This window comes from Kordia sp. (genome assembly GCF_045105435.1).
Classification (GTDB): domain Bacteria; phylum Bacteroidota; class Bacteroidia; order Flavobacteriales; family Flavobacteriaceae; genus Kordia.
Genome location: NZ_JBGCDL010000347.1, coordinates 1 through 19854 on the forward strand (window position 1 = coordinate 1; position 19854 = coordinate 19854).

Annotated in this window: 14 protein-coding genes; 2 read left to right on the forward strand and 12 right to left on the reverse strand. The window is 35.0% G+C overall.

Annotation, left to right across the window (positions count from 1 at the left end; all coding sequences use genetic code 11):
* From AB8B65_RS17665 to AB8B65_RS17705, 9 genes are all read right to left on the reverse strand, one after another.
* The coding region (locus AB8B65_RS17665) for a MutS-related protein (RefSeq protein WP_405302607.1) at nucleotides 1-1749 on the reverse strand (1749 nt) is incomplete at its 3' end.
* Nucleotides 1750-1863: 114 nt separating this feature from the next.
* Entirely contained in the window at nucleotides 1864-2586 is a 723-nt protein-coding gene (locus tag AB8B65_RS17670; RefSeq protein ID WP_405302608.1) for a LytR/AlgR family response regulator transcription factor, read from the reverse strand.
* Between the two features lie 7 nt (nucleotides 2587-2593).
* Entirely contained in the window at nucleotides 2594-4657 is a 2064-nt protein-coding gene (locus AB8B65_RS17675) for a histidine kinase dimerization/phosphoacceptor domain -containing protein (RefSeq protein ID WP_405302609.1), read from the reverse strand.
* Between the two features lie 105 nt (nucleotides 4658-4762).
* Nucleotides 4763-6088 carry a T9SS type A sorting domain-containing protein gene (locus AB8B65_RS17680; protein WP_405302610.1) on the reverse strand — a complete coding sequence of 442 codons (1326 nt, stop codon included), beginning with the start codon at nucleotides 6086-6088 and terminating at the stop codon, nucleotides 4763-4765.
* 176 nt (nucleotides 6089-6264) lie between these two features.
* Entirely contained in the window at nucleotides 6265-7185 is a 921-nt protein-coding gene (locus AB8B65_RS17685; protein ID WP_405302611.1) for a M28 family peptidase, read from the reverse strand.
* An 81-nt stretch (nucleotides 7186-7266) separates the two neighbouring features.
* Nucleotides 7267-8013 carry a succinate dehydrogenase/fumarate reductase iron-sulfur subunit gene (locus AB8B65_RS17690; protein WP_405302612.1) on the reverse strand — a complete coding sequence of 249 codons (747 nt, stop codon included), beginning with the start codon at nucleotides 8011-8013 and terminating at the stop codon, nucleotides 7267-7269.
* A 70-nt stretch (nucleotides 8014-8083) separates the two neighbouring features.
* Entirely contained in the window at nucleotides 8084-10081 is a 1998-nt protein-coding gene (locus AB8B65_RS17695) for a fumarate reductase/succinate dehydrogenase flavoprotein subunit (RefSeq protein ID WP_405302613.1), read from the reverse strand.
* A 16-nt stretch (nucleotides 10082-10097) separates the two neighbouring features.
* Nucleotides 10098-10766 (reverse strand): succinate dehydrogenase cytochrome b subunit, encoded by a 669-nt coding sequence (locus AB8B65_RS17700; RefSeq protein WP_405302614.1) that lies wholly within the window; start codon nucleotides 10764-10766, stop codon nucleotides 10098-10100.
* A 99-nt stretch (nucleotides 10767-10865) separates the two neighbouring features.
* A complete protein-coding gene (locus tag AB8B65_RS17705) occupies nucleotides 10866-12098 on the reverse strand; it encodes a hypothetical protein (RefSeq protein ID WP_405302615.1) in 1233 nt (410 codons plus the stop codon).
* A 351-nt stretch (nucleotides 12099-12449) separates the two neighbouring features.
* Here AB8B65_RS17705 and AB8B65_RS17710 point away from each other — a divergent pair, with 351 nt between their 5' ends.
* Both AB8B65_RS17710 and AB8B65_RS17715 read left to right on the forward strand, forming a co-directional pair.
* The gene (locus AB8B65_RS17710) at nucleotides 12450-13343 is read left to right on the forward strand and encodes a RimK family alpha-L-glutamate ligase (protein ID WP_405302616.1); all 894 of its coding nucleotides are present in this window, start codon (nucleotides 12450-12452) and stop codon (nucleotides 13341-13343) included.
* Complete coding sequence (locus tag AB8B65_RS17715; protein ID WP_405302617.1) at nucleotides 13321-14286, forward strand: succinylglutamate desuccinylase/aspartoacylase family protein; 966 nt, start codon at nucleotides 13321-13323, stop codon at nucleotides 14284-14286. The genes AB8B65_RS17710 and AB8B65_RS17715 overlap by 23 nt, the downstream gene beginning before the upstream one ends.
* Nucleotides 14287-15149: 863 nt before the next feature.
* On the opposite strand, the gene AB8B65_RS17720 is transcribed toward AB8B65_RS17715, so the two are convergent.
* The 3 genes from AB8B65_RS17720 to AB8B65_RS17730 all read right to left on the reverse strand — a co-directional run.
* Nucleotides 15150-17123, reverse strand: coding sequence for a serine hydrolase (locus AB8B65_RS17720; RefSeq protein WP_405302618.1), 1974 nt, complete (start codon nucleotides 17121-17123; stop codon nucleotides 15150-15152).
* 75 nt (nucleotides 17124-17198) lie between these two features.
* A complete protein-coding gene (locus tag AB8B65_RS17725; protein WP_405302619.1) occupies nucleotides 17199-18878 on the reverse strand; it encodes a helix-turn-helix domain-containing protein in 1680 nt (559 codons plus the stop codon).
* Between the two features lie 131 nt (nucleotides 18879-19009).
* On the reverse strand, nucleotides 19010-19854 hold an 845-nt coding region (locus tag AB8B65_RS17730), incomplete at its 5' end, for a leucine-rich repeat domain-containing protein (protein WP_405302620.1).

Below are 19854 nucleotides of genomic sequence, written 5' to 3' on the forward strand. Positions count from 1 at the left end.
TAAGAACGAAGCATTCATGTTAGCGCAAATTCCTTTTTTGAGTAAGTAGCCAAAGAATAATTCGTCATTAATGATTTCCGCATCAAAGAAGTAGTTTTTCACTTGATCAATTTCTTTGTCCAATTCGCACAAGCTTAAATCGTGCGTAGCAATGATTCCCGCTGCATTTTGTGACGCCAGTTTTTGTACTATTTTTTTAGAACCCATGGCTTTGTCATGACTGTTGGTTCCTTTTAAAATTTCATCCAAAATGATAAAATACGTATCGTTTTCAATTTTGTCTACAATCATTTTTAAGCGTTGCAATTCTGAAAAGAAATACGAAGCACCTTCCGCTAACGAATCGGTTGTACGCATGCTTGTAATGAGTTTTATGGGCGAATAGTTTGCTGCTGCTGCACAGATTGGCAATCCGACGTTAGACATTACAATACTTAGTGAAACCGTTCGTAGAAACGTACTTTTCCCAGCCATGTTTGCACCTGTAATGATGAAGAATTCTGAGTTTCCTATGTTGAAATCATTGTCAATTCTGTTTGCAGTTCGCAATAACGGATGTCCTAATTTTTTAGCATTCATTACTTCTTTTGCGTTGCTATCAATCGTTGGATACGTAAATTGCGGATGATTGAACGCAAAGTTTCCTAAGCTGTTGTACGCATCAAAAAAGGTAACGACTTCAAACCATTGTGCGACTTTGTTTCGGTGCTTGTTTATCCAAATTTCTATTTGATACGATTTAGAGATATCCCACAATAACAATCCATTTAGAAAGATACCAACCAAGATGTTGTTTCTATTGTCTAAGGCATCAATTCGTTTGGAAAACCCGTTGACTAAAGTAGATGCTTTTTGCACATCGCTATGAATGTTTTGCTGTTTTTGTTTTAGCAATGTGGTTGTGTATTCTTCTTCTTCAATGCGTTGTAATAGTTGTCCGTATTGCTGAAAGGTATCTTTTGCTTTGTTGGTATGGATTGAAAGGTGATTGATATTTTTTAGAAATTTCCCTGTGATTCCCAATCCTACAAAAAGCCATAATAAAGCCGCTAAGAATGGTAAAATTTCCAAAGAAACTAGCGTAATGATTGCAATAGAAAGTGCTGAGAAAATTAGTGGTAAGTATTTGATTGATTTTGGAATGAAACTTTTGTATTCCTGCAACCATATGGTGATATTTTTGGATGTTGTTTCCACTTTTATTAATAAAGCAATGGCCGAAAAATGTTGTCGCCAATCTGCTTTTTGTGCGAGTTCTTGTATGGCTTCTTGTCGTGTTGAAATTTCTAAAATATCATTGCTTGCAAGTACGTTTGCCAATTCATTTTTTCCTTCTTTTGTGGTTGATCGGTTTAAGTATTGAAAGAAAGAAGCATTTCCAAAGAGATCAATATCATAACTAAATTCGTGTGAAGCATCTAAAAATTCTTCGCCTGTTGGCAATTTGGAAAGATCGCCATTTAGTACATCAAGCTCCAATTGATTGCATTGAATTAACGCTTTTAGCTTGTTGCTTTTGTAGACCAAATCGGAGTGGCGAAAGACTAAGAATAGAAAGATTGCCATTCCAATTACGGAAGCCAATACTACATAACCCCATTTTCCGAATAAGAGATATATCGCGAAAGCTATACTTAAAAAAACAATCAAACGAAGTACACTTGACTGATTGAGTTTTCGGCGTTGCACTTTTAATTCGGCTTCAAATTTTGCTTTTTGTTGTGTGTAAAATTCTTTAGGGTTTTGCATGGTGGTATTCTGAGAAATATATTGCCAAGAAACAAAAAAAAACGCAAACCATATAGCTTTGCGTTCGTTAGTATTTTATCCTAAGAAAAGTTTAACAATTACCATTTTATTTTTTTACAATAAGTTTATTTTTTGAAGTAAATCGTCTTTGTGTTTTTTACCTATTGGAATACTTACGTTGTGAATGACAATGTTGTTTTGATGTATTTGTTCTAAATAGTCTAAGTTGACGATGTAACTTCTGTGAACACGCACAAATTTTTTGTTGAGTTTGGTGATGATTTTGTTCAAATTGCCACGAATTAGATGTTTTTGACCGTTTTTTAGCTGAATTTCCGCATATACATGTTCGCTTTTGATCAATAGAATGTCGCCAAATTTTAGTTTGATAAACACATTTTTTTCTTTGATGAAGAATGCATCTTTGATAATGAGTTCTTCTTCATTGACTTCACCAACACGTTTGGAGTAATTGTATAGCGCAATTTCGATTGATGTATATAATTCGTCCTTTGTGAACGGTTTGACCAAATACGCTGGCGGCATTACTTTTTTTGCTTGCGAAACTGTAAGCGGATCGGAATTTGAAGTTAAGAATATGAACGGAAAATCGTAGTTTTCCCTAATTTTTTCTGCAATGTCGATTCCTGTTTTTCTACCGGAGAGTTGAATATCCAAGATGGCAATATCAGGTTTTTCGGCTTCTATGCTTTCTATAGCTTCCGTGTAGTTTATAACTGGCTCTAAGGCTTCATAACCTAGTTCTTCAAGCGTATCACAGATATGATCGGCAATGATAATTTCGTCTTCAGCTACTAATATTTTTACTTTGCTCATCGTGTAATTAGTCTAATAATGCTCTGGCGTTTGTGTCTTTGAATACAATCTCGAAAGATGCGCCTTCCACATTGTTTACGTTAAATTGTCCTTGCAATTGTTTTGTCAATCGTTTTACTAAACGCAAACCTAAACTTTTTACTTTGGCTAAGTCAATAGAAGCGTCAATTCCTTTTCCATTGTCTGCTACAACGAGCTTGTATTCTTCGTCGTTTAGTTTGTTAATGGAAATGTTGAGTGTATTTTCTGCGGAAGCGTCAAAAGCATATTTATAGGCGTTTGTAATTAATTCGTTTACAATTAAACCCAACGGAATTGCTGTATCAATGTCAAATTGCATGTTTTCCGTTTGAATGTTGGTTTGCACTTTTTTCTCGGAAGCGTACATGTATGAAAGTTCTTTGACTAAGGTTTGAATGTATTCGTCAAAATCAATTAAACCTGTATCGTTTTGATAGAGTTTTTGGTGAATTAACGCCATCGATTTGACTCTGTTTTTACCTTCATTTGCTAAGTTTAAAGCTTTTTCGTCTTCGATACCTTTGGTTTGTAATTCCAGTAAGCTTGATACAATTTGGAAGTTATTTTTTACTCTGTGATGTACTTCTTTGAGCAAGAGTTGTTTTTCCTGCAAGGCTTTTTCTATGATTTTATTTTTTTCGTCAAGCAGTTTTGATGTTTTCTTTTTACGTTGATAGGCGTAATACGCAAATCCACCAAGCGCTAATGCAGCTAAAAATAATGCTAAGAGAATTTGTTGTACGTGTTGTTCTTGTTGAATTTTATTTTTTTGTTCTAAGTCTAAAACGGCTAAGGTTTCTGCATTTCGAATACTGTCTTTGTATTGTTTTTTTTCAAAAGCATAGGTGAGTTCTAACTCTTTTTCATTTTCGATTTTGGCTTTATTTACGAGTGAATCTTTGGTGCGCGCAAATGTATCAAGATAGAAGAAAGCTTTTTCGTCATCATTCATATCTTCGTATAAAGCCGCTAAATGTCGCGCCACATATTGTTTATCTTTTAGTTTATTGAGCTTGTCCCAAATTTTAAAGGCAATTTCAAATTCTTTGATCGTGTTGCGTTTATTTCCTAAAAATCCCCAATAATCGCCCGTAGTTTGATGTAGGTATCCTAAGAAACTTGGATTTACTTTTTTGGGCAATCCGTTTTTTGCATTGGAAAGATATACATACGCGCTGTCATATTTTTTTTCCTGCATCAATGCTCTTGCCATGTGAACTGACGCATAGGCTTTTCCGTACATAAAGTTGATACTATCTGCCAATTTGATGGAAGTTGTTAAGTTGTTTTTACGTTCTTCCATTTTTACACAGTCGCAACTTGCGTGAATCATTCCTAAGTTATTTCGCCATACAACAACACTTCTTTTGTTATTTTTACTTTCAAAGAAATTGAGCATTTCCGCAATAGTTGCCACACTTTCCTTGTAATATCCTTTGCTGTAGTATAAGAAACTTTTTGCTTGCAGAATGGGCAATAGTTTTTCACCTTTTTTGTAGTGTAAAGCAATTTTTTGTGCTGCATTTAAGTCTTTTATTGAATTGTCTGTTTGAGAAAAATTCTGGTATACGTTTGATCGAAATGAATACGCATTGATGATGAGTTCTTTATCGTCAATTTGTTTGGCATACGCTAATGCTTTGTTGACTGCTTGAAATGCTTCTTCATATTTACTTTGCGATTGATACGCTCTTCCCATAGCAACATACGCTTTGCTCAAAGCGGCTTTATCGTTAAGTTCTTCGTATAAAGTAATAGCCTTTTTAAAGTGAATAATGGATTTCATTTCTCCATAACTTGCGCGTAATGCAATCGTATTTTCGGTTTCTGCTAGTAGTTTTTTATTATTTAATTTTTGTGCGAATTCTTTTTGAAGGTCTAAAAGGTATATTAAACTATCTTTTTGATTCGTTTTTGCGACCAATGCAACAATACTGTCATACTGCTTTTGTGTGGTTAATTGTTGGGCAGAAACACAAAAAGCAGTACATAAGACTGCTATAAAAAGATACGATTTGAATGATTTTAAAGATATCAATAATCTATTCATGGTTGGTTAGGTTTTCACAAATGTACTGTATGTTTTTAAACATTTATAGGAGATCAGCTTCAAAATAAAGCAGATCTCCTTTTCAATACTGATATTACGGATTTCCTAGTTTATGGTTATTTTCTTGACAATTGTTTGACCAATATCGCTTTTAATTTTCAAGAAGTATAAACCTGATTGCAATTTAGATACATCCATTTTTGCACGTCCATTTTTAATGTGTGCATTACTATTGTATACCATTTGCCCAGTAATGCTATACATTGTAATGTTTGTTTTATTGATTTGATTGCTATTAAATTGTACCGTTAATATATCTTTTACAGGATTTGGACTTACTTGTATGTGTATCGCCAAGTTTTCTTCGTCAATACTTAGTGGCGCTGTTAATACACCTTCAAACCATGCAAAATGCCCTGGATTAAAACCGCCTACAACAGCATCCATGACACCATCTCCGTTTACATCTCCCATTGTAATTGTTGCGAATTGTCCCATGTCAAATGTTGCTAAATCGCCTGGAAATGATTGGTATGCGAAGTCATCGTAATCTGGCGCAGCTGCATTTCCTATGTTTTCTATCCAACGAAATGTGCCGTCGTCTCTTCCTAAACACATGTCTAAATCGCCGTCATTTCCAATGTCTACTAGTGTTGTTGTAGTTATTAATACATCTCCATGCGGCCAGTTTCTTTGAAAAGAACCTGTTCCAGCATCTAAATCCCAAGGGTTTTCTAAGTTGTATTTACGTTCAAATACGGGTGCAAATTTGGTTCCTGTATTTTGCATGTACGAAACAGAATCGTTACTTACACATACCAAATCAAAATCTTCGTCATTATCAATATCTACCAAACCAATACTTGGAAAGTTTGCCATATTCTGATTTGCTATTCCAGGAATTGTAGCTGCAACAAAGTTAGGAACGGTTGCAGTTCCAGTATTTTCATAATAGTGTAAATCATCTGTATTAGCTCCTGTAGCATTTACTTTACTTCCAAGTAATAAATCGAAGTCACCATCATTATCCATGTCAACAAAGTCACATTTTGTTTCATTGTTTCCTCCTGGCGCATATCCTACGGCATCCAATGTAGGTAATGCTGTAGCAACCCAATTTGGAGCTGTAGAAGTTCCTGTGTTTTCAAAATAATATAGTTTTCCTAGTGAGGATTGACTTCCAGTAACCATATCCATATCGCCATCGCCATCCATATCTACTAATACAGGACAAGCCAATCTGCCTGTTGATGAAGGAACAACTAGTGTATTTAAACCTGCGGGCGTTGGCCCTGGAGCCGTAACACCCGTTGGAAGTGCTAGCGTAGAATTTTGGTGTATTCCACGAAATTCAAATGTATCGGGATATATTTGCGCAATTGATAGGTGCGTGACCAATATACTGAGTGCAAAAAGTAATTTTTGTTTCATAAGATTTGAGTATTTTCTATAGGTTAACAAAGCAAATATAATTTGAAAAGCACTCTGTAGTTTCTTAAATGTTCTGAACGTATTGTATAATGTTCTGAATCTCCTATTGGTGTTATGAAGCAAAAAAAGCGAACATCAATTCAGATATTCGCTTTTGTATTTTTAGTATGATTTATTTATAGTTTTTTACCATCTACCTCTTTAAAGAAAGTAATGATGGTTTGTACTGCGTTTGTGTAGAATGTTGGATGAATGTTCTCGAAGTCATCTGTAGGTTTGTGATAATCTTTATGATCTTCCACTCCAAAATAGACAAATGGAATTTTTGCTTTGTGAAATCCTGCGTGATCACTGGCAAATGTCCATTCTTTGTGACCAATTTTTAAGCTTACTTCTCCGCTTATTTTTGTATTTTCTATGATTGATTTGTATTGCGGATAGTGCTGCGGACCAACTGCATATAATTCTTTTTTATCACTACGACTTATCATATCCATGTTGATATTTAGCTTGAGTTGCGTTTTTGGTACGATTGAATTTTCAACATAATAAAACGAACCAACCAACCCTTTTTCTTCCGCATCAAAAGCAGCCAATATTACTGAATGTTTTGGTGGATATTTCTGAAAGTATTCTGCAAAAGCGAACAACGCACTTATTCCAGAAGCATCATCATCCGCACCATTATATATTTTTCCTTTTTTTATTCCTTCATGATCGTAATGTGCAGATATTATAATATATTCGTTTGGTGTTTCGCTTCCTTTGATGAATCCGATGATATTTTCACCTTGCTTTATTTTCTTGTTTTTAGGTAATGGAAATGCTTGTTCAAATACTTTTCCTAGTGGTTTTACACCTAATCGTTCAAATTCGGCAATGATGTATTTTTTCGCTTTTTTAGCGCCTTTTGTACCTGTTTCACGACCTTCGTATGCATCGTCAGACAATTCTTTGATATGTGCTAATAGTGCTTTTTCTGAAAAATCATACGACGTTTCAACCTGCGTTTTTGTTTCCGTTTTTGATTTGTTTTGCGATGTACAACTAAACGTGAATAGTATACAGATTGAAAGAATGAGCTTAAATCGTAACATGGTGTTTTTTTGATGAATTTAATAAAAAAATCCCAAGCAGCTTGTACTTGGGATTTTTGTATGATTTTATATGATATAAATTTATCCTTTGAAAGATGCTTTTAAATACTCACGATTCATACGTGCAATATTTTCAAGTGAAATTCCTTTCGGGCATTCTACTTCACAGGCGCCAGTATTTGTACAGTTACCAAAACCTTCCGCATCCATTTGGTTTACCATGTTCATTACACGATCGGTTGCTTCTACTTGTCCTTGTGGCAATAATGCAAATTGCGATACTTTCGCCGAAACGAATAACATGGCACTAGAGTTTTTACAACTTGCTACACAGGCTCCACAACCAATACATGTTGCTGCATCAAAAGCAGTATCTGCATCGTGTTTGTTGATCGGAATAGCATTGGCATCAATCGTATTTCCTGAAGTATTTACAGAAACAAATCCACCTGCGTGTTGTACACGATCAAAAGCGCTTCTGTCTACCACTAAATCTTTGATTACCGGGAATGCTTTTGCTCTAAATGGTTCAATATATATTGTATCGCCATCTTTAAACTTACGCATGTGCAACTGACATGTTGTTACGCCACGATCTGGACCGTGTGCTTCACCATTAATGTATAGAGAACACATTCCGCAAATTCCTTCACGACAGTCATGATCAAACGCAACGGGCTCGTCTCCTTTTGTAATTAGTTCGCCATTTAAAACGTCTAACATTTCAAGAAAAGACATATCAGGAGAAATATCGTTGATAGAATAATCAACCATTTTTCCTTTAGCATTTGCGCCTTTTTGACGCCATATTTTTAATGTTAAATTCATAATTTTATGCTTTTGGCTATTAGCTTTTGGCTGTTAGCTAGTTGCTAATGGCTAAAGGCTAAAAGCAATATTATTTATAACTTCTTTCTTTTACTTCTATATTCTCGTACTTCAACTCTTCTTGGTGCAATACAGCATCTTTTGGTTCTCCTTTATATTCCCAGGCAGAAACATATTGGAATTCTTTACGACGCATTGCTTCACCTTCTCCCGTTTGGTATTCATCTCTAAAATGTCCACCAGCAGATTCTTCACGTTGTAACGCATCTTTCGCAAATAATTCTCCTAGTTCAAGGAAATCTGCTACACGACCTGCTTTTGCTAATTCTTCATTGAATTCGTTAGCGTCTCCAGGTACACGTACATCTTTGTAGAAGTCTGCTCGTAGTTGAGAAATTTCTTCAATAGCAGCTTTTAAATCTTTTTCGTTACGCGCCATTCCGCATTTGTTCCACATGATTTTCCCTAATTTCTTGTGGAAATAATCAACTGGCTTCGTTCCGTTATTGTTGATTAATTTATCAATAGATTCTTTTACATTTTTTTCAGCTGCATCAAACTCTTTTGAATCTGTTGCAATGGGTCCTGTACGAATATCATCTGCTAAGAAATCACCAATTGTATAAGGCAATACAAAATATCCATCTGCTAAACCTTGCATTAAGGCAGAAGCTCCTAAACGGTTGGCTCCGTGATCAGAGAAGTTTGCTTCTCCAATGGCGAATAATCCAGGAACAGTAGTTTGTAGGTTGTAATCTACCCAAATTCCTCCCATTGTATAATGTACCGCTGGGTAAATCATCATTGGCGTTTCATACGGATCTTCATCTACAATTTTGAAATACATTTGGAAAAGGTTTCCATATTTGTTTTTCACAACTTCTTGCCCTAGTTTTTTTACTAAAGCAGCATCGTCTTCATTCAATCCTTTTACGTGTGCTTGCTCTTTTCCGTAACGCTGTATAGCAGCAGCAAAATCTAAGTAAACTGCTTCTCCTGTTGCGTTTACTCCAAAACCTGCATCGCAACGTTCTTTGGCTGCACGCGAAGCAACATCACGCGGTACTAAGTTACCAAAGGCAGGATAACGACGTTCTAGGTAGTAATCTCTGTCTTCTTCTTTTAGTTGTGTTGGCTTCAACGTTTTGTTACGAATTGCGTCTACATCTTTTTTGTGTTTTGGTACCCAAATACGTCCATCATTACGTAATGATTCAGACATTAAGGTTAGTTTCGATTGATGATCTCCCGAAACTGGAATACATGTTGGGTGAATTTGTGTGTAACAAGGATTTGCAAAGTATGCACCACGTTTGTGTGCTTTCCAAGCTGCTGTTACATTACTTCCCATGGCGTTTGTAGAAAGGAAGAATACGTTTCCGTATCCACCAGTTCCTAATACAACAGCATGTGCAGAATGTCTTTCTATTTCTCCTGTAACTAAGTTACGTGCTATAATTCCTCTTGCTTTTCCATCAACAATAACAACGTCTAACATTTCGTGACGGTTGTACATTTTGATTTTTCCACGACCAATTTGACGGTTCATGGCAGAATACGCTCCAAGTAATAATTGTTGTCCTGTTTGTCCTTTGGCATAAAAAGTACGTGATACTAATACACCACCAAATGAACGGTTATCAAGTAATCCACCATAATCACGAGCAAAAGGAACTCCTTGTGCTACACATTGATCAATGATATTTGCAGAAACCTCAGCCAATCGATATACGTTTGCTTCGCGCGAACGATAGTCGCCACCTTTTACCGTATCGTAAAAAAGTCGGTAGGTTGAATCTCCATCTCCTTGATAGTTTTTTGCTGCGTTGATTCCTCCTTGTGCTGCAATTGAGTGCGCACGACGTGGAGAATCTTGGAAACAAAATGCTTTTACATTATATCCTAATTCAGCTAATGTCGCTGCCGCAGATCCACCTGCGAGTCCTGTTCCTACTACAATAACATCAATAAGACGTTTATTGGCAGGGTTTACAAGGTTGATTTTATTTTTATGATTTGTCCACTTATCTGCTAGTGGTCCTTGAGGTATTTTTGAATCTAAAGCCATAGTTTTGATAAGTTTTTTAGTGTGCTAAGTGATGATATAATGCGATAAAGATAAATCCTACTGGAATTCCGATAGCATATACTTTACTCACACCTTTTAATCCTCTTGTGTATTTATTATTTGCTCCAACTGATTGGAATGCAGAGTTAAAACCATGCAATAAGTGCAATGCTAAGAATACAAATGCAACAACATAGATTCCCACGATTACTGGGCTTTCAAAGTGCTCTACTAGTTCTTTGTAGTAACGTGTCGGATCTTCTATTTTTTCTATTTGTGGAGAAATATACTTCACCATCATTTCATGCCACCAAAGTTGAGACATATGTACAATAAGGAAAGCTTCAATAAGTAAACCTGTCCAAATCATGTTTCTACTCATCCAAGTAGAGTTGGCGTTTCCGTTATTTTTTGCATATTTTACTTCTCTTGCTTTGCGGTTTTGTAATTCAAGAATGATTCCCATCGTAAAATGGAAAAGGATTCCAATAATTAAAACTGGTTGCAAGATAAATTGTACTGCCCAAAATGTTCCCATGAAGTGTGATGCTTCATTGAAAGCATTTTCACTAAATACAGAAAGAATGTTTATTGCAAAATGTTGTAGTAGAAAAAACATTAGGAAGAGTGCCGAAAGTGCCATCGCAAACTTTCTTCCAATCGAAGAATTTAAAATTCCGCTCATTATAATTGTGATTAATTATTTGTTTCACAAATATAAGGCGCGCTAAGTGTCTCTACAAGTTTTAGCCCTTGTTTTGAAGTTTATTTAGAATCGATTTAATTAAAAATTGAATCTTGGATTGACAATAGAATTGTAAATTGATCCAAATGAATAGCTAAAGCCAACTGTAACCCAATAATTATAGCCCGATTGTAATTGTTGTTGCTGGAGCAATAATTCTTCTAGTGATACATCTCCAGCAGGAAGATTGATTTGATTTCTGGTAATTCTGTAATTCCCTCCAATATCAAAATTAAATCCTTTAAATATTCTGATATTCGCACCCAAATAAAACCCTAAAGAATTCAACGTTGTATCATCCAAATACTGACTAAAGAATACTTCTCCATTAATATTTCCCCATTCTTGACGAACACTTCCACCTAGTAAAAGTATGTGTTCAAATAAGAGTTCTTTTTCTTCACCAAATACCGATCGCTCTAAATAATCGTTAAAAACCAATCCATTTCGATAGGATAGAATGAGTTGTTTTTTTGCAGATTGTTCGTATTTAAAAAAATTATATTCTATAGCAGGTCTAAACCGCCAAAATAATTTATAATTACGATAGGTTGACGTTCCAATATCGCCAAAGAAACCATAAGACCAATGGCTATTTATACTCAAAACATCACTTACATTTAAAGATTTATTGTTGTTAATCGCTATAATATCTTCTCCATCAAAAGTAAAGGTCGATTTGTTTTCACCAAAACTTGCTCTCAATGAAAATTTGTTTTTCTCAGTGACTCTTTTCGCCGAAATATTAAAATCTAAGTTACTTGATTTGTTTGTTTCTTCTCCATTGAAATATCCTCTAGCGCCAAGTCTGAATACCCAAAAATCCCAAACGTCGTTTTCTACAACTTCGGTTTCATTTTCTGGACTCGGAACAGCAACTGTGACATTAGCTGTACTTTTATTTTTTATCCAAAAACGCACAAGACCCAGTTTTAAATATTTTAATATTTCATTCCGAATGTTATCACTCGTCATGTCCGTATTTGTTGAAAATTCTATTTTATAACTGATGTTTTCAAACTGATTTTTGCCAATAAAATCAATTTCATATAAGCGTCCGCCACTTCCGTTTGCCTGTGTAACAAAGAATAAATGAACATCACCTAAATCTTGATCTCTCACAAATTGAACATTGCCAAGATTTTGTTTAATGTAGGTATGATCGCAACTATTGCAGTCGAGAAATATTTTGAGATCAGCATTCAAATTATCTTGCGAAAAAGCAATTGAAGAAATGAGTATTAGTACAAGCAATAAAGCAGACTTTAGCATGATTTGAGTTCGTTAAGTTACAACTATCCATTATTCGTATTGAATGCGACAGCAGGAACTATATTATTTTTAAGATGATTTTTTTGAACCCAACTGCTACGCTAGAATGCATAGCTTGGATTTGTTGGTAAAACTATATTGACCGTAGATAAATAATGTCAAAAAAATGTAAAAGAAGTGTCAATCATTGTAAAACTTACATGATATCAGCTCAAAAATCAATCAAATACATATAGATAAGATGGTAAAATCATCATAAAAATCAATTATTTATCATTTTTTAGGCACTGTAGATTTTTAAAGTTAGAAAGTTTACTTATTTTTAGAGAATCTTACTTGATTCTGCTTGCAATGAACATCTACATTCTATCTATTAATTCCCGAATTTATTCTACGAATAGATTGTACCACGAAGCTGCCAAAAAAGGACACAATGTGAGAGTGATAGATCATACGAAATGTGCTGTCATTCTGGGCGAAGACGCAAAACCACAAATTTATTTTGGCGCTGAAAATATTACAAATGGCGTCCATGCTATTATTCCACGAATTGGAACTTCGGTCACGCGACATGGTTCTGCTATTGTGAAACAGTTTGAAATGAACGGCGCGTTTACCACAGCAAAATCTTTAGGTATTATTCGTTCGCGAAATAAGTTGCGTACGATGCAAATTCTAGCTCGAAAACGCATTCCAATTCCGAAAACATTGTTTGCCAAAGATCCTTCAAGTGTCGCAGAACATATTGAGTTGCTTGGCGGCGCTCCCATTATTATTAAACTGCAAGAAGGCACACAAGGATTGGGCGTAATGATTGCCGAAAGTAAGAAATCGGCAAAGTCTATTATTGAATCGCTGTATAATATGAATGTCAATATTATTATGCAGGAGTTTATTGAAGAAGCTAACGGACAGGATATTCGTGTGTATATTGTGGGCAATAAAATTGTAGCTTCCATGATGCGAAGTAGCGGCGGTGAAGATTTTAGAAGTAATGTGCATCGTGGCGGAACGACAGAATCTGTGACGTTGACGCAATACGAAAAGAAAATTGCAATTCATACTGCCAAAGTATTAGGCTTACCTGTTTGTGGTGTTGATATTATACGATCGAAACGTGGACCATTGGTGATTGAAGCCAATTCTTCCGCAGGTTTGGAAGGTATTGAATCGCACACAAAAGTGAATATTGCTGGTGAGATTATTAAATATGTAGAAAAGAATGCTCGAAAATTCGGAAAATAAAACGATTACTATTCACGGAGAGTCCGTACAACCTGGCGAAGCAAAATGGATTAAGATTCCTATTGATCGCTTGCCTACAGGAACACTGATTGATATTCCTATTTATGTGTTTAATGCTGAAAAACCAGGACCGACTTTATTGGTGCAAGGTGGTTTGCATGGTGATGAGATTAATGGTGTGGAAATTATTCGCAGAATGCTTTTTGAAGGCTGTTATAAGATAAAAAGCGGTGCCGTAATTGTGTTGCCTTTGTTGAATATTTTCGGATTTATCCACTTTTCACGCCAAGTGCCCGACGGAAAAGATGTAAACCGCAGTTTTCCTGGTGTTAAGAATGGTTCGCTTGCCGCGAGAATTGCCTATCAAGTTACCAATGAAGTGCTTCCACAAGTCGATTTTGGAATTGATTTACATACTGGTGGCGCACAACGACACAATCATCCGCAGATACGCTACACGGAAAGTATGCCCGATAGTAAAATTTTAGCGCAAGTGTTTAATGCGCCTTTTTATTTTGCGACTTCTTTGATTGAACGATCTTTCAGAAAGACAGCTTATGATCGTAAAATACCGATTATTGTGTATGAAGCTGGCGAAAGCATGCGTTTTGACGAATATGCAATTCGTGAAGGCATACAAGGTGTATTGAATGTGATGAAATATGTGGGTATGATTGATAAGATTGATCCAATGTGGATTGAACGTGAAGCCAGCGAGTTTTTAACAAAACGCAAATGGTTGCGCGCACCAACTGCTGGTATGTTTGTCCCGCAAGTGATGAACGGAAGTTCTATTACGAAAGGTGAAGTTCTCGGTTTTGTGACCGATACGTTTGCCAATTATTGCGAAGAAGTGAAAGCGCCTTATGATGGTTATGTGTTTTGTATTAATAATCAAGCTGTGGTGAATCAGGGTGATGCTTTGTTTCATATTGGTTGTTAGACTCGCTTTGCTGTTAGACCGCTATCGCTATTAGATATTAGATCGCGCTGTTGCGCTTTTAGACTTTTCTTATTGTTGTGAGATTGTTTTTGAAGTTATATTTCTTGAAATTTTCTAAATGTCACTTCGAGTGATTTTTCGAAATAAAATGTAGAAAAATTGTATTTCGACTGCGCTCAATAGAACTATCGAGAAGTGATTTGAAATCAAACTTGTTAGAAACGTCTTTGCGAGGAAGCATAAAGTGGCACTTGTGCTGAGCTTGCCGAAGTAATCTGTTTCTGTAGTAGCAAAAGTCTTCTTTGAAACTCTCAATACTCATAGCTCAATACTAACATCTTTTTTATTGTCATGAATTCACGAATTGTTTTCATGTTAGCTTTTTGCTCTGTTTATATGCATGAATGTTTTTTTAGCATCGTTAGAAACGTCTTTGCGAGGAGTTTGCGACGTGGCAATCTGTTTCTGTAGTAGTACAATTTTTCTTTGAAAATTCTCAATGCTCATAGCTAAAGTCTGGAAATCGAAGATTCGACAAAGTCAATGACAAAAGTATAAAGAAAGGTGAGATCCCGTTTGTCAACGGGATTAGTTTAACTTACAATTTTAGATTCCTGCCGTAGTTTATCTTGAGCGTTAGTCGAAAGGCAGGAATGAAAAAAATCAAAATATAGGAACCACCGCACAGAAATTACTTCCCGTACAGTGGCAAATTAGCATGAGAATGCTACTACTAAATTGTCAGTTCGAGGATTATTGAGATTAAACATATGTTTAATTGAGAATACTTTGAAATAAATAGCATCTCGACTGCGCTCGATGTGACACGCTTCATTAAAACTTTGACCAGATCCTGATTTTCATTAAAACAAATCTAAATTTGGCCAAGATTTGATAGCTCCAATTCCTTTTTCAACTGCTTTTTTAAGCTCACCTCTATGTGTAGGATCGCCTTTTTTGTATTTCTTGTCAAAATTTGTCAAGATTACATAGCTTATTCCATTATCCATTTTCTTTAAGGTAGTTCCTGTTCCAGCCATGCTTCCGCCATGTGCCCAGTTTCCACCTCTAACAGACCAACCTTTAGCATATTTTGAATTTACAGAAGAACCTTTAGTCATCGTCTTGATCGTGCTCTTTTTTAGAATGTCTTTTTTAGAGTTCTGTCCATCTACACGAACCATGAATTTCATTAAGTCTACAGAAGAACCAATCCAACCACCATGGCTATCCATTCTAGTCATTTGTAAGTCATACGGTTTTCTGTCTGAGTAATACACAACTTCCTTGTAATGAGCGTCTTTCTTTTTGTTATTACCAATAAACATTTGTGAAATTCCACATTTCTTCAAAATGCTGTTACGCAAGTAGCTTTCGTAACTTTTTCCTGTTTTCTTTTCAATGATTCTTCCTAATAGATTGTATCCAAAGTTTGAATATTGATAATATGTTCCTGGCTTGTGTGTTGGATTGCGTCTCCTTAAAACCCAGTTAATATGTTGCTTTCTGTTTAGTATTCTCTTTTGAAACATCGGATCGCTCCACTTGTCTTTTCCTTCTGGATCTAAATTATTATCCCAAGTATCGCCACCAGCCGTATGCTCTAATAGTTGCTGTACCGTAATTGCTTTTTCACGATTTCCCAAGCTAAGTTTTGCATACGTAGTTCCTAGAATACTGTTTTTCCCCAATACCTTGTCGCTTAACTTGAGTTTGCCTTGTTCTACCAATTTCATAATAGCAACACTTGTAATTGGCTTTGAAACACTTGCTAAACGCAGCAAACTTGTAGCAGAAGCAATGATTTTCTTTTCTTTGTCTCCATAACCATATCCTTTTGCATACACTAGTTTTCCATCTTTTACAATTCCGATCGTTACGGCAGGAACTTTAAAATCCTTCATTACTTTTTTGACTTTAGCATCTAATTGGTTGGTATCGCTACTTTTCCAATCTGTGACATTTTTGAAAGCTGCTGCATATCCTTCACTTTTCCCTGCATCGTGTCCGCTTACAGAAATTGGCACATATCCTTGATAGCGATGATTGTCATATTCTAATTGATAGTTTTTAGGATTCATATTGTGACGTGCTTTGTATCGTCCAGATTTCTTTTCCATGATAACTGCGTAATATGTTTTCTTTCGCACATCGTAACTATCTACTTGTGTTACACGATATCCTTCTTTCCAGTATTTCGTTACTGTTTCTTGGTATTGTTTGCTTGTTAATCCGTGACGCGCTATATATCCTGAAGAACTTCCTTTTTTCCAAATAGCAGCATAATACGCTTTGTTTTTTACGCCATACCCACTAATATGCACCAAACGATATCCATCATTTTTGTTCTTTCTAAATTCGGCAGCATATTGCGTTCCTGTAAGTCCGTGACGTGTTCGTAATCCGCTTGTGTTTTGTTTATTCCAAATAGCTGCATACAACACTTTTTTTCCATCATAATAGCCATCAACATGTACGAGTCGATATCCGTTTCTGTTATTTTTTGTCACCTCATCTTGGTATTGTTTAGCGGTAAGATTGTGACGCAAAATGAGTCCTGATGTTTTTCCTTTTTCCCATAAGGCCGCAAACTTCACTTTTCCATTTACATAATAGCCATCAACATACGTAAGTCTGTAACCTGCTTTGTTAAATTTGGTTACTTCCGTTTGATATTGTGCTGAAGAAAGTGCATGTCGTGCTGCATATCCTTTTAGCGTTTTTGCACCATACGGTTTCGCTTCATTTTTGACGTTTTCGCCTTTTTCTGTTCCTGCATACGAGAAAGAAAGTAGTAGTAACATTCCCCATAATGCCAATTTAGTTTTTGTATTCATCATTTTTATTTTTAAAATTAATAACGATGCAAACCTAGTGTTGGCAATGGTTTCAAGAGTCCCGTATTGTTGAAACTAAATGAATTGGGACTCGTATGGGTGTTTTTCCCTAAAGACCGTGGGTGACATCCCCGTGTGTTTTTTGAAAGAATTGTAAAAAGCCGATTTTGAATTAAACCCAGCTTCGAGTCCAATAGATAATACAGGATATTCTACAAAAGCCGGATGCGATAGTTTTGATTTTATTTCTTTGATTCGATAACTATTGATGAAGTCAGAAAAATTATGTCCGCTTAACGCATTGATTACTTGCGAAAGATAATTTGCGCTAATATTAATTTCTTTTGAAAGAGTAGCTAATTTTATTTCTGGATCTCTGTATCGCTTTTCTTCTTCCATTAGTGTACAAATTTCTTTGTAATAAGAATTATCACCTGTAATACTGATTCCTTTTTTCTGGTTTAATTGAATTAGTTTCTTTTCCATCAACTTAGCAATGAGTTGAAATAGATAGAGATGATTTTCTGTAAAGAAATTACGCTGCGAATGTTCTGCATCTAGCACACCTTTTAGTGTTCCTTCTATATAGATTGGAACTGCCAATTCGGACAATCTTGCTTTATCATCAATAATATAACGTTTGTCATTGCTGGTATCTTTGATGAGTTCGTAGTTTCCTGTTTTGGCAACACTTCCTACGATTCCTTTTCCTATAGGAATATCTTTAGGTTTGTGAATTTCAAAAGCATCTTGTTTTTTGTCTCCAAAAGCAGCTTCTTGTTGTAAAACCTGTCGTTTATCATCTACTAAATATAAGACACAATCTTCCAATTGCAGTTTGGACACACAGTTTTCAAGAATGTCCCAAAGCACTTCTTTTGTTTTGTTTTTGTCAAATAGAGATGTTGCAAAATAACTTAGAATGGCAATTACTTGCGATTGATTTTGTCGTAATACTTGCAACGCTTCAGGTTCAAACATCGCTTCTAAACCTGAAAGACTGAATGCCGTTTCTTCTTCGTTTTTTTCTTTCTGAATTTTCTCTAAATGCGCATTACTTTTCATATAGAACACATAGTAACATGCCAAATATGCAATCCATAATGGATAATAGTTGTGGTTTCCGCTAACATTTACATTGGTTTTTATGTATAAGAGTGTCATCAGCCAAAAAACACTTAGTAAAATGAGCGTTCCGTATATATTTTTTAACCATTTCGTTTTACGGATTACGGCAAGATAGGACAATTCGCCTAAGCTATTTTCATAACTTTTGATGATGCGATAGTTCCAAACACCAATCACAAAAGAGAATAATAGTGCTAGATTTTCATTCCATTCCATGCGAATGTTTCCAACGGTTTCTCGTGATAAAATTGAATAGTCTACAAAGACATTTATCTTCACAACAGTGTAAATTAAAAAGAACGCCACAAACGGAATGAGTAAGTAGTATTTGTATTTTTTGAAGAGTTTTTCTTTTTGTAGATACGAACAGGTAAATGCTGTAAAAATGACTGGCGCTAGAAATTCAAACGGAAAAAAGAACAGCGTGATGGCTCTGTATTTGCTAGAAAGTCTAATGTCAAACGAAATATATTGTAGAATTGCAATTGCCGTAATCATCAAAAACCAAAAGAAATACCGCGAAGTTTTATGCTGTGTTTTTTTTATAAACATGTGATATGCTACCAAAAACAAAAGTCCGATAGCACCAACAAATATGCTTGTGTTGTATAGGTTCCAATTTAACATCTTTAAGTAGGTTTAGTTACTTAAAGATACGCATAATAGCTATTGACCGACTTGATTTTCTTTTGGTTGGTCGTGAATTTTGTGTGAGTTACCACAAATCCACATGAAGTTTTACGAGTAAAATAACTTATTTAGTAACAATTTTCGTTTATTTTTATTTGTTTCGTATCAGGCAAAAATACATTTTCAATAGCTATACTTTCTTCGCTGTAACATAAGCGCTCTATTGCTTTATTTCTAGTTAAGTCTAACTTTTTTAATAATGTATCTTCACATTTCAAAAATTGTAGCTTCTTTAGATTAGATAGATCTATGATAGCAATACGGTTTCCACTAAACTCCAAGTTGATCATTTTTTTGTTCTTTGTCACATTCAAAGAGGTCAACATATTGTTTTTACAACCTAAATAATATAATCGTTTTAGATGTGAAACATCAATCGCTTTGATCCGATTGTTACTAAACCCAAAAGATTCTAATTTTTTCAAATCTTTGAGATTGATTTCAGTTAATAAATTCTCACCGATGAATAATTTTCTTAAACTCACTAAAGATTCAAGTTTGATCGTTTTTAGCTTATTGTTATAACAGATTAATTCTTTTAGTTTCACCAAAGATTCTGTATTTATAGCTTCTAATTGATTATTTGAACAATTAACTTCTTTTAATTTCGAGTTTGCTTTTAAGTCCAAATACGATAATTTATTTTCTCCAAGAGATAGATCAACCAAATGTATATTTTTGCTCAAATCAATATGCATTAAAAGATTATTTGCCATGTAAAGTGTTTTTAGTTTTACATTACCTGAAACGTCTAGCGTTTTTAATAGATTATCTCTGATAGCGATCTCCTCTAATGATCTTAAATTTTTTATATCAGCATATGAAATTCTGTTTTGAAGAAAATTAATTTTTGTAAGGTTGATATTGGTTTTTAAAACTATAGTATCAATCTTATTCCATGAAAAATCTATTT

Coding starts and splice junctions, on each gene's coding strand:
- AB8B65_RS17680 (WP_405302610.1), bottom strand. CDS start 6,088: ATGAAACAAAAATTACTTTTTGCACTCAGTATATTGGTCACGCACCTA.
- AB8B65_RS17670 (WP_405302608.1), bottom strand. CDS start 2,586: ATGAGCAAAGTAAAAATATTAGTAGCTGAAGACGAAATTATCATTGCC.
- AB8B65_RS17715 (WP_405302617.1), top strand. CDS start 13,321: ATGCTCGAAAATTCGGAAAATAAAACGATTACTATTCACGGAGAGTCC.
- AB8B65_RS17700 (WP_405302614.1), bottom strand. CDS start 10,766: ATGAGCGGAATTTTAAATTCTTCGATTGGAAGAAAGTTTGCGATGGCA.
- AB8B65_RS17725 (WP_405302619.1), bottom strand. CDS start 18,878: ATGTTAAATTGGAACCTATACAACACAAGCATATTTGTTGGTGCTATC.
- AB8B65_RS17705 (WP_405302615.1), bottom strand. CDS start 12,098: ATGCTAAAGTCTGCTTTATTGCTTGTACTAATACTCATTTCTTCAATT.
- AB8B65_RS17685 (WP_405302611.1), bottom strand. CDS start 7,185: ATGTTACGATTTAAGCTCATTCTTTCAATCTGTATACTATTCACGTTT.
- AB8B65_RS17675 (WP_405302609.1), bottom strand. CDS start 4,657: ATGAATAGATTATTGATATCTTTAAAATCATTCAAATCGTATCTTTTT.
- AB8B65_RS17695 (WP_405302613.1), bottom strand. CDS start 10,081: ATGGCTTTAGATTCAAAAATACCTCAAGGACCACTAGCAGATAAGTGG.
- AB8B65_RS17710 (WP_405302616.1), top strand. CDS start 12,450: ATGAACATCTACATTCTATCTATTAATTCCCGAATTTATTCTACGAAT.
- AB8B65_RS17720 (WP_405302618.1), bottom strand. CDS start 17,123: ATGAATACAAAAACTAAATTGGCATTATGGGGAATGTTACTACTACTT.
- AB8B65_RS17690 (WP_405302612.1), bottom strand. CDS start 8,013: ATGAATTTAACATTAAAAATATGGCGTCAAAAAGGCGCAAATGCTAAA.